A 10,606-nucleotide genomic window follows, 5' to 3' on the forward strand; every position below is an offset into this window, starting at 1 on the left:
GATTCCGCAAGGTTGTAGAGCAACTGGAAGGGGAAACAGATCTGGATTTTTTGTTACTGGTTTAGGTGGAGTACCGCCTAGCCCTAACGATGTCCTAAATAGGGACGCTTTTTGGGATGATTTGCGACATTTACAAGCGGTAAATCGTCCTATTTCCGCCCAAGTTCCGCAACAGAAAAAAGCTGATTCTGTGCCAATGGTGGAAGCTTCTGGGTGGCTAATTAATGATAATGGCGAGGTGGTTTTAGTAGCCCAATTGCCTAATTCAAAGCCAGATATTTCTTGGCTAAGTGCTAATAACTGTGTAGCAAATCCTAATCAATAAAATCTATAGATATAAAGAACATGATACCTTTCACTAAGCGCATTTTAAAGTTATTTCTTTTAATAGCATTGGGCTTGATTTCAGCTATTGCTATGCAATTTTTTCCAATGGCGATCGCTCAACCACCTACTGCCCAAAGTTCTATTACAAATAACGCCCAAGTTGCCCCTGAAGATTGGCTCCAACGAGGTAGAGAAACCTATCAGAATGGTCTGTATGCTAAAGCAGCTGAATATTGGCTAAATGCTGCCAATTTATATCAAAGAGATAAATTAAACTTAGCTTTGGTTTGGAACTACTTATCCTTAGCTTATCAGCAATTAAATCGCTTCGATGAGGCGAAAAATGCAATTTCTACCAGTCTTGACTTACTGGCTGCAAATCAAAATACAGATACCACTGCACAAAGACAACAAATACTAGCGCGATCGCTCACCACTTCAGCGCGTTTGGAATTGGCTAACGGACAAGCAGAAAATGCCTTAGATAGCCTTAAACAAGCCGAAGCTATTTATAAACAAATTGGTGATATGCCTGGAGTTATAGGTAGCCAAATTAATCAAGCTCAAGCCTTGCAAGCATTAGGACGTTATCGACGAGCATTGCAGACATTAAACCAAGTAGAAGAAACCCTAAAAAAGCCAGAAACTTTTAATACGCAATTAGATCCTTTAATTAAAGCTACTAAATTATACAGTTTAGGAAATACCCTGCAAGTGGTTGGCGATTTAGAACATTCTTGGTGTGTTTTCCAAGATAGCTTGGCGGTAGCTGAACAGTTGCAGAATTCTCAACTTATCGGTGATATTTATCTCAGTTTGGGCAATACAGCACGCGCTTTCGGTAGGAGAGTGGAAGACCTACAAGGGCTAAATAGCCAACAAAAACTGCCTTTAACGATACCGAAAAATTGTCAAAAGCCACCCCAAGAAGATACCGCTTTAGGTTTTTATAAACAGGCGGGAGAATGGTATGAGAAAGTAGCTGAAACAGAATCTTTTTCCGACTCAACACGATTACAAGCACAACTAAATTATTTAAATATTTTGGTGAGTGTATTGTCAACTGAGGCATGGAAAGATAGTTGGCCCAATTATTTAGCGGAAGTCGATAAATTATGGCCAAATATTTATGATAGAATTAATAGTTTACCTCCTAGTCGTCAAGAAGTGTATGCAAAAATTAACTTAACTAAAAATTTAATTTTACTCAATAAAAAATCTAGTTTTAATCAACCTTGGTCGATAATTGACCAGTTATTACAACAAGCGATCGCACACGCTAAAAATTTGGAAGATCCTAAAGCACAAACATACGCTCTTGGTACTTATGGGTGGCTATACGAAGAACAAAAAAACTATGGAGAAGCTCAGAAATTTACCGAACAAGCTTTAAGTTTAGCCAATGAAATTCAAGCACCGAATATTAAGTATCAGTGGGAGTGGCAGTTGGGGCGAATATATGCAGCGCAGGAAAATTTAAAGGATGCGATCGCTGCTTATGAAAAAGCACTTGAAACTATAAATGTGGTACGTAAAGGTTTGGTAGGTATCCCATTAGACTTGGCTGGAATCAACTCAGATATTCAATTTTATTTTCGGGATAATGTCGAACCTATTTATCGGGAAGCAGTTGACTTAGTGTTGCGCTCTGAAAATCCCGATTTAGAAAAAGTCCGTCAATTAATTGACAATCTGCAAGTAGCTGAATTGGAAAACTATCTCCAATGCTCTTTGCAAAACGCCAATTTTTTGGAAATCGAACAAATTCCTCACACCACTGAAGTAGTAGTTATTTATCCTATTCTTCTCAACGATCGAATTGAAGTTATTTTTTCTTTACCGAGTGGAGCATCAACTAATCGCTTCTTACATCGCTATACATCTGTTGATACGCCAAAAACTAAAGTAGAACAAACTCTTAAAGAACTACGGCGGCAACTAGAGTTAGAATTTCCTGACAGCAAAGCTAGGAAATTATCCCAACAAGTATATGACTGGATAATTCGTCCAGCCGAAAAAGATTCACTTCTAGAGCCAACCAAAAATCAAACTTTAGTTTTTGTTCTGGATGGGCTATTGCGAAATATACCAATGGCAGCACTGTACGATGGAAAAGACTACTTGATAGAGAAATTGTCGAGGATCACGGAATTTGACCTCGATCTCAGGATAAGTGACCGTCAGAGAAACGAGCCGTAAGTAAGGCAGAGAAAGGATTCTAGCCATGTAGTATGGGATAGAAGTGGCATCTCACGCTATTTGACCGCTGTGGCGTATCACGATATTTGACCGCAATGGATGTAAAATGCGTGCAAGTGTAGGTAAAGAGGGTTGCTGATGGAGAATCCTAGCCCGCCGAATGGGGATCGAGCAGATGAGGAGATGAGCTCACGACTAAGGTTGAAGCTGCCCAATGCACAAGCACAAGAAGAATGCTTGCCGTTGTTAGATGTCTCGCCGATTGAGCAGCGCCGGATAGAGGTAATTCAGCAATTATTGGCAGCGCAAGGCACAGAACATTATGGAACGGTGCAACGCAAGGCAGCTTGCACATTAGGAATCAGCGTGCGGAGTTTACGACGGCTGATGCGATCGTGGCAAGAAGACGGGCTTTGCGGTTTGTGCCGAAAGACGCGCTCGGATCGGGGCGTGCAGAAAATCAGTTCTCAATGGCAAGAGTTTATTATCAGAACATATCGCCAAGGCAATCAAGGCAGTCGGCAGCTCACTCCCGCGCAGGTGGCCGTGAGAGTAAAAGCGCGGGCGCAGGAATTGGGGGTAGAAGACTATCCGAGCCGCGCTACGGTGTATCGGGTGCTTCAGCCATATTTGGAGAAACAGCAGCAAAAGCGCTCGCTAGGGTGGAAAGGGTCGCGACTAATCGTCAAGACCAGAGAAGGAATAGAAATAGCAGTCGAATACAGCAATCAAGTGTGGCAGGCAGACCATACAAAAGTAGATGTACTGGTAGTAGACAGCAGTGGAGAAATCTTAGGAAGACCGTGGCTAACCACAGTAATTGATGCCTACTCCCGTTGCATCATGGGAATACACTTAGGCATAGAAGCACCCAGCGCCCAAATAGTCACCCTAGCCTTACGCCATGCCATATTGCCCAAACAGTACAGCAGTGGCTACGAACTAAACCAACAATGGGGTACATATGGATTGCCAAAATACCTCTACACCGATAGCGGCAAAGACTTCCAATCTCAGCATATCGAGCAAGTAGCAACCGAACTAGGCATCGTCTGCTGTCGAAGGCGACGACCATCAGATGGAGGCATCGTCGAAAGACCATTTGGGACATTCAACAGCGAGCTATTCTCAACATTGCCGGGATACACGGGTTCCAACATCAAAAATAGACCCAAACAAGCCGAAAAAGAAGCCTGTTTGACACTGATACAGCTAGAAAAATTACTCGTGCGATACATAGTCGATCGTTACAACCAAAGCATCGACGCACGTATGGGCGGACAAACCAGGCTCGGACGTTGGGAAAGCGGGTGTATTGCACAACTGCCACTATTGGGAGAAAGAGAACTCGACATTTGTCTGATGCGACGAGCGCGGCGCACCGTATATCGAAGTGGTTACATCCAATTCGCCAACTTAATCTACCAAGGAGAACATTTAGCTTCCTACGCAGGAGAATCAGTAGTAGTGCGGTATAATCCGCGAGATATAACTACCGTATTGATTTATCAACAACAGGGAGCCAAAGACGTGTTTTTAACTCGTGCCCACGCCCAAGGCTTAGAAACAGAAACATTATCCCTAGCAGAAGCCAGTGCCATCAGTGCCAGACAGCGAAAAGCAGGGCAAGCCGTCACCAACCAATCGCTACTTCTAGAAGTACGCGCTAGAGACATAGCGCTAGATAGCATTCAAGCCCAGAAAAAGAGACAGCAACAACGCTCTCCCATCGAGAAGACACCAAAAGCTCAAGCCACAGAACCATTGTCAGGCATTGTGCCAGAAACACTACCATTATCAAATCCGATCGCACTTGAGTCACACATACCAGCAGAAATAGTGAAAACCCAAAAGCCCGTTCCCAAAGTGCGCGTGTTTGATTACGAACAACTCAAACAGGAGTACGGCGTATGGCGCAAGTAAATACCCTGCCAGAAATCATCATACCGCCGCGTTTGGTGAGAACTGATATAGACCAAGATGAAATGCACGCAGCCATAGTGCGACTACAGCGCCGTTGCATTGTAGAGTTAGAGCAAATGCAACAGCTTCATCAGTGGCTAGACAACAAACGTTTATCGCGTCAAGCCTGCCGAGTGATTGGAGAATCGCGTACAGGCAAAACTTTTGCCTGTGATGCGTACCGTCTGCGGCACTTAGGCACTCAAGAAAATGGAGAAGCTCCCAAAGTACCCGTACTTTATTGGCATTGCCCTCCCGAATGCACACCCCGCGAATTATTTGTCGGCATCTTAGACTATTTGCAGTATCAAATTACACGGGGTACAGTTGACGAAATCCGCGCTCGGGTTTACCACATCCTCAAAGCCTGCCAGGTAGAAATGATCGTCCTGGATGAAGCGCACCGCTTGCGTCCCAAAACCTTTTCAGAAGTAAGCGATATTTTTGACCAATTAAGAATAGCAGTCGTGTTAGTCGGAACCGATCGCCTCGATGCAGTAGTCCGACGCGATGAGCAAGTGCATCATCGCTTCATGGCCTGCCATCGGTTTCATCGCTTAAATGCGGCACAACTGGAAGAAACCACAGCGATATGGGAAGAATACGTTTTAAAGTTACCCGAGTCCTCAAATCTTGGTAGTGAAAAGATGCAATTGGTTTTAGGACAAGCAACACGCGGCTACATCGGGCTATTAGATATGATTCTCCGAGAATCAGCTATCCAAGCCTTAAAGCAAGGACAGCCGCGCATTGATTTAGCAACCCTAACGCAAGTAGCCGCAGAATATCGATGAAACCATATACTCCTTGGGTATTTCGGGTTCAACCCTACCCAGGAGAAAGTTTTGGTCATTTCTTAAGTCGGTTTCGACTCGCCAACCAACTCAGTAGCAAAGGATTAGCAAGAGTACTAGGTTTAACCGAGAAAACAGTAGCTTTTTGGGAAGTACCATCGCGATTGCGATCGCCCAACCATCAACAACTCTCACTATTAGCACCATTAGTTGGATTAGACATAGAACACCTAGCAGCCATGCTGCCACCACCTCGTCCACAAATGTACCTAGCGACAAGGTTGTGTGCCGCCTGTTATCGGGAAGCACCAGCCCACAAAGTAGCTTGGCAATTAGTCGCTAACCCCAACTGCGATCGTCATCAATTAAACTTGTTATCAGCTTGTCCGGTATGCGGGACTTGTTTTGAATTACCCGCTCTGTGGGAAAAAGGCTGCTGTGGAGAATGCGGTTCGCCCTTCGAGCAGATGGTTATTTACCAACAGCCTTCGCTTTCAACCCAGAAGTGATTAGCCCAGCAGCTTAAGTGTCCAGGTAATTTCCCGACCACCACAAGGTTCATGAGTGATTTGAAACTGCTGTTTGAGATGCTTAAGGAGCGCTTCTTGCTCCAGGATCGAAGCAGAGTAATTCCATTGACCCGGAGTAAGTCGTTTGCCGATCGTAGCCCTCTCTAGTTCAATTCGATCTCGACCGAAGCTAGCACAAGCAGCCTTAAAAGCAGGCATGAGTTGGTCAATCTGCGCTTCAATGACTCTAGACTGGATGCGGAGGTCGATCATGGCTTCCATAATTTCGGTAGGTGAAAGCTTTGAGTGTTCCGCTTCAAAACCAGCAGCAGAATGGTAGGAAGTGAAAGAATCAGGAGTGGTCATCGTGGCAGTCAAAAATAATCCCCAGTTGTTGTGTCCAAAAAATACTACAACAAAAAGTGCAATGTGAGGTAGCCGCCAGATGTACGTGCGATGGCAACAAAAAGGTAAAAAAAAGGTGCTGTACGCTTATGTATGTTCGGGAGAGCGGATCGATGGTCAAGTCAAAAGCCGCACATTAGCATATTTAGGCAGCATCGCCCCAGATGCCATCGAACGAGCATCAGCCAGAGCCGAATTTTGGTACCAAGTCACAAGCAACCTAGAAAAACTATCGCAATCGAGTCAGCTAACAGAAGAGGAACTGACCAAACTCACGATTGCGATCGCACAAAAAGTGGAGCCAGTAGAAGTTATAGCGCTTCGCGCTCTTAATAGGGAATAGGGAATAGGCGCTCTCCAATTCTGGGCAGCATGAAGCAAGGCTTACTTAAACAAGAGTGCGATCGACAAAAGCTTGCAGTCCTTGTTCATCACGACTCTTACCCTTAAGTTGATTATGGCGTTCAGACAACTGATGATGTTGATTATGTTCATCAATCGCCGAACGAGAGAGTTGAAAATAACGACGAACAGCCGGACGATTGCAGCCTGTGAGCCGGAAAATCAAAGACTCAGAAATAAACCATTTTTGCTCAGGCTCCACTGCCTGCTCGTTAAACTGCATCACAGCTCGAGCAGTGCGATCGATCTTCTGGAGAGCGCGACCTTTCAGGTTACTCCCATTCTCTTGATTTGATATAGAGGCAGATATTCGAGGTTTTTGAGATTTTCTTTGAGCCTCTGGTTGACTATTGGTAAGCGAGTCAGAAGACGGCATATCTGAAGAAGCTTGGTCAGAATTAAGATGACCAATTAAAGCAGTAACTTGTTGCAACTGTAATTCCAACTGAGCAATTTTAGCGGCTAATTGATATGTAGTAGGAGCCTCTAAAACAGGCTCCGATACCTCTTCAACAGAGCTAGATTCTGCTGCGAGCGAATCAGCTTCAACCACAGAAGATGCCATTTGAGAACCAGATTCTGCCGCAGCAACTGACATCTGTTCAACACCAGACAAACTACGTCGAGCTAATCGGAGAATAGCAGGTAAAGCATCTTCAACAGCCAGCCCTAAATGAGAAGCGATCGCCTGAAAATCCTCCCATACCTCCCCTTCAAGAGTAAGATGCAATGGCTCGCTAACCCCTAATCTTAGTACATCTGTACCGTCGCCCGTCTGCTGCTCCTTCGTTTCTCCACTTCGATCGTCATCATCAGCACGAGCGATCGCAATATTAGTGCAACTATCAATCCCAGCATCAGAAGCATCAGAAGCATCAGTAGCGCGAGCGATCGCAACCCCATCAGAGGCACTCTTGACACTGAGTAACTCATAAGCAGCAATCAGACCGGAATAACTAACATCCGGGATAACCGACGCAAAAAACTTCTTAATCGAGCGCTGGAGCAAAGGACGGCAGATATATTCAATCTGATTAGGAGCCTCATACCGCAGTCGTTTCATCGCCGTCCAACGATGATAGCGCAAATGTTCGATCGCCCCAACAATCAAGCGACTATCTAACAGCGTCGTAATCCTTGCCACAGGTGACAACTGATGGCTGAAAAGCAACTGATGCGGCTCGTCAGTAAGTTTGAAAATACCAGACTTAATCAGAGAAGCAACACTACGGCCAGTCACAGCCACTAAACCCGTCGCCAACGGCCCAAAATGGGGACTGCTCAAAAGTTGCTGGCAGATAGCCAGATAAACATCCAAATTAATCGCGCCCTTGCTGTCACTGTCACTGTTTAACAGTTGATGAGAAACCACATCAGAGTCAACCCCAGATTCACCGTCAGTAGAAAAGTAATCGTCTTCGTCTTCGTCTGTATGGCCATTGTTACCGTGGCCATCGATCCGGGTGTGGTTAGAGATCGGGGTGTGGCGATCGAAAGTTGGTTGAGATTGATGAAAAGACGGGGAGACGCTCTGACACGGGGAAATTTTTTCAATATCAACCACGGGTTTTGACCCCACCCGATCGATCGCTGCTTCCTTAGTAGTTTTAGTAGTTATAGTTATAGCTTCATTGCTTTGGGAGCGTACAATAGCGCTCTGCACGCTACCAGAGCCAATCACAGCAAAAGAGTTAGAGAACACAGCAGAAGGCTCACCATCATCTGTGTAGTCCCCAACAGCATCTGGGTTCTCGACAACAGTTGCCACCACAGTTGGCACAGCCGGAAAAGCCATTGCCTCCACAAGAGTGCCTTCTGCTCGCCCTGGAAGAGAGGTTTGAAACACCTGTAAAACTTTCACCCCCGGTCGCTCCAAGAGAATGCCCTGGCGCTTACCACCTGTCGCTGCAATTACCTCATCCGCAATTTGATAAACCATATAATTGAGCGTACTATTGCGGTCTTCATGAGCCATGATGACTTTTGTATATAAATCATCCTTCAAACCCGGTGGAGCATAGAAAAAAGTAGCCAAACAATTGTATACAGCCCGCATCCGATGAGTCGTAGGCCGCATTTCTCCTTCCACCATTTGAATCGTCGGCACCAAGTCACAAAAAGTGCGAATTACCTGACAACGAACATCATTTTTGTAAGAGTCCAGCAAATCCCGGTTAGTGTCATCCACCAGAAACAATTCCCTCAGACGGCTGACGCCATTAATAATGCGATCTGCTTCAATCAGAGTTGGAATTTCCACCGCTGCCAACTCCTTTCCCCTAGTTTTGAGTTGCCCCGTAAACCATACACTGTACGCCGTACAACGAGAAAACTCAGCCGTCACCAAAATTTCCGAAACCCTGCGACCAGTCAGAACCACCAAAGCCGCCGCGATATCGGAATAGATCGAAGCCTCCAGACCAGAATGCAGCAATCTCTGGGCCCTAGTCACAATTTCAAACGGGCGATCGAGAAACCCACGATTACTCACCCGTTCGAGCAATCGTAACTGGTTGCGTTGATTATGGCGATCGACAACCTCTTGTGGAGGCTTGCACTCAGCCAGTGCGATGTGACGCAGTTCCTGATTTCCCGTCGGACTGCGGAACGAATTATCATTAGTCAACCTATCCTCAAAATGGATCGCGATCGCCTTAGTCAAGTCACTATGCAAATTCATCAACGTCCCAGCCGCCAGCATTTTGCCCGACGCCTTGAATGCGATGCTATTCCACCAATCTGTATACAGCTCCTTAATCCGCTGACGATCCTCTCTGGTCATTCCTTCTAATCCCAGCAGGAAATTATTGATGCCCTCACGATACTTCGGAGACGGTGGCTTCGTACTATCCCACCTCTCCAACCACGAATAACTTTTGTCTGGAGCTACCCTCGCCATCCATGCTCCTGAATGCTTGCTATATATAAACCTTAGCTTACTTCAACTTTAATCTATATACAAAAACTTGTCAACCAAATATACATAGCTATGTTAGGGCGTCGGGGCTAGGAGCTAGGGCGTCGGAGCTAGGAGCTAGGGCGTCGGAGCTAGGAGCTAGGGCGTCGAGGTTAGGGGCAGGCGGAGAAAGAATGAAACTGGTGACTTATTTCTGCTGTGCTGCACTAAAAGTAAAGGTGAGAAAGTGACGCGGCTCTCAGTTGTCCTAACCGACTTCGAGCGGTTGTTATAAATATATACAGCAATTGCTCAGTTATTCTACGTATAGAGAAAATATAGCCAAGCAGGAAGCTTTGATTTTATCCTTGCCAAGAAACCTTTTTTGGCTAATGATGGTAAAAAACTGTGGCGACAACCACTGCTGTCGAACCTCGACAACTAAATAGATCTCGATTCCATGCGATCGACAACCATCATTGAGCCACCAACGCGATCGAGCGAGCGCGATCGATTTAAGTCTTCTCATGTGGCCACGCTCACCCCAACCACCCGATCCAAAAGCCCTGAGATCGCACTCTTACTCTTATCCCCAAGGCAATCTATCTAATCGATGGCTTCGGGGCATATTCACACAAAAGGTGATTGTCTGCACCTCCCACAAACCACTCTGTTTACCAGTGTTGCGATCGCACTCTTCTTGCCATCCCTATCTCTCCTCTCCCACCGCTAATCTATCTATGTACAAAATCTCCAGCTCATCACAAATTTATGTATAACCAAGCTCCGCCTATATGTATACACAACCTATCTGCCCTCTCTGCGATCGCTAATGGCTGTGTACAAAATGCAATTTAACATTTAAATGTATACAAGTTGAAACCCTTGCCTGCTAACGATTGTGGACGCTAAAAAAATATTTTGTATACATTAATCCATCAGAAATTTGTATATAGATAAATTGATTAGATATTTGTATAGGTGCTACAACCCTTGCTGCATAAGGATTCCAGCCATGCAATAGCTATATATAAAGTATCTATATATAAAAATTTACTATATATAGGATATAAGATCAGCTCCTATATAATATTATTTAAATAATATTATAT

General features: G+C 45.1%; 9 protein-coding genes. 6 read left to right on the plus strand and 3 right to left on the minus strand.

Annotation, left to right across the window (positions count from 1 at the left end; all coding sequences use genetic code 11):
- The 5 genes from H6S82_RS07050 to H6S82_RS07070 form a co-directional block, all read left to right on the plus strand.
- Positions 1-325: hypothetical protein (locus H6S82_RS07050; protein ID WP_347339471.1), on the plus strand; the 325-nt coding region annotated here is incomplete at its 5' end.
- 92 nt (positions 326-417) lie between these two features.
- Positions 418-2,526: a tetratricopeptide repeat protein gene (locus H6S82_RS07055; RefSeq protein WP_190475165.1), complete on the plus strand. Its 2,109-nt coding sequence runs from the start codon at positions 418-420 to the stop codon at positions 2,524-2,526.
- Between the two features lie 183 nt (positions 2,527-2,709).
- Complete coding sequence (locus H6S82_RS07060) at positions 2,710-4,449, plus strand: Mu transposase C-terminal domain-containing protein (RefSeq protein ID WP_190475167.1); 1,740 nt, start codon at positions 2,710-2,712, stop codon at positions 4,447-4,449.
- Positions 4,437-5,282, plus strand: a complete 846-nt coding sequence (locus H6S82_RS07065) for a TniB family NTP-binding protein (RefSeq protein ID WP_242056848.1) — start codon at positions 4,437-4,439, stop codon at positions 5,280-5,282. The genes H6S82_RS07060 and H6S82_RS07065 overlap by 13 nt, the downstream gene beginning before the upstream one ends.
- Complete coding sequence (locus H6S82_RS07070; protein ID WP_190475169.1) at positions 5,279-5,791, plus strand: TniQ family protein; 513 nt, start codon at positions 5,279-5,281, stop codon at positions 5,789-5,791. The genes H6S82_RS07065 and H6S82_RS07070 overlap by 4 nt, the downstream gene beginning before the upstream one ends.
- On the opposite strand, the gene H6S82_RS07075 is transcribed toward H6S82_RS07070, so the two are convergent.
- Positions 5,792-6,169, minus strand: coding sequence for a hypothetical protein (locus H6S82_RS07075; protein ID WP_199315634.1), 378 nt, complete (start codon positions 6,167-6,169; stop codon positions 5,792-5,794). It lies immediately after the preceding gene.
- 67 nt (positions 6,170-6,236) lie between these two features.
- Between H6S82_RS07075 and H6S82_RS07080 the strand changes: the two genes are divergently transcribed.
- Positions 6,237-6,539 carry a hypothetical protein gene (locus H6S82_RS07080; RefSeq protein WP_190475171.1) on the plus strand — a complete coding sequence of 101 codons (303 nt, stop codon included), beginning with the start codon at positions 6,237-6,239 and terminating at the stop codon, positions 6,537-6,539.
- 45 nt (positions 6,540-6,584) lie between these two features.
- Here H6S82_RS07080 and H6S82_RS07085 read toward each other — a convergent pair whose 3' ends face one another.
- Both H6S82_RS07085 and H6S82_RS07090 read right to left on the minus strand, forming a co-directional pair.
- On the minus strand, positions 6,585-9,497 hold the full coding sequence (locus tag H6S82_RS07085; RefSeq protein WP_191056110.1) for a protelomerase family protein: 2,913 nt from the start codon (positions 9,495-9,497) through the stop codon (positions 6,585-6,587).
- A 313-nt stretch (positions 9,498-9,810) separates the two neighbouring features.
- Positions 9,811-10,023 carry a hypothetical protein gene (locus tag H6S82_RS07090; RefSeq protein WP_190475174.1) on the minus strand — a complete coding sequence of 71 codons (213 nt, stop codon included), beginning with the start codon at positions 10,021-10,023 and terminating at the stop codon, positions 9,811-9,813.
- Positions 10,024-10,606: the final 583 nt, after the last annotated feature.

This window comes from Planktothrix sp. FACHB-1355 (assembly GCF_014748295.1).
GTDB lineage: Bacteria > Cyanobacteriota > Cyanobacteriia > Cyanobacteriales > Aerosakkonemataceae > Aerosakkonema > Aerosakkonema funiforme_A.

Excerpts from the sequence above, each read along its gene's own strand:
- H6S82_RS07090 (WP_190475174.1), bottom strand. The coding sequence starts at position 10,023 with ATGAGAAGACTTAAATCGATCGCGCTCGCTCGATCGCGTTGGTGGCTC.
- H6S82_RS07065 (WP_242056848.1), top strand. The coding sequence starts at position 4,437 with ATGGCGCAAGTAAATACCCTGCCAGAAATCATCATACCGCCGCGTTTG.
- H6S82_RS07080 (WP_190475171.1), top strand. The coding sequence starts at position 6,237 with ATGTACGTGCGATGGCAACAAAAAGGTAAAAAAAAGGTGCTGTACGCT.
- H6S82_RS07055 (WP_190475165.1), top strand. The coding sequence starts at position 418 with ATGCAATTTTTTCCAATGGCGATCGCTCAACCACCTACTGCCCAAAGT.
- H6S82_RS07085 (WP_191056110.1), bottom strand. The coding sequence starts at position 9,497 with ATGGCGAGGGTAGCTCCAGACAAAAGTTATTCGTGGTTGGAGAGGTGG.
- H6S82_RS07070 (WP_190475169.1), top strand. The coding sequence starts at position 5,279 with ATGAAACCATATACTCCTTGGGTATTTCGGGTTCAACCCTACCCAGGA.
- H6S82_RS07060 (WP_190475167.1), top strand. The coding sequence starts at position 2,710 with ATGAGCTCACGACTAAGGTTGAAGCTGCCCAATGCACAAGCACAAGAA.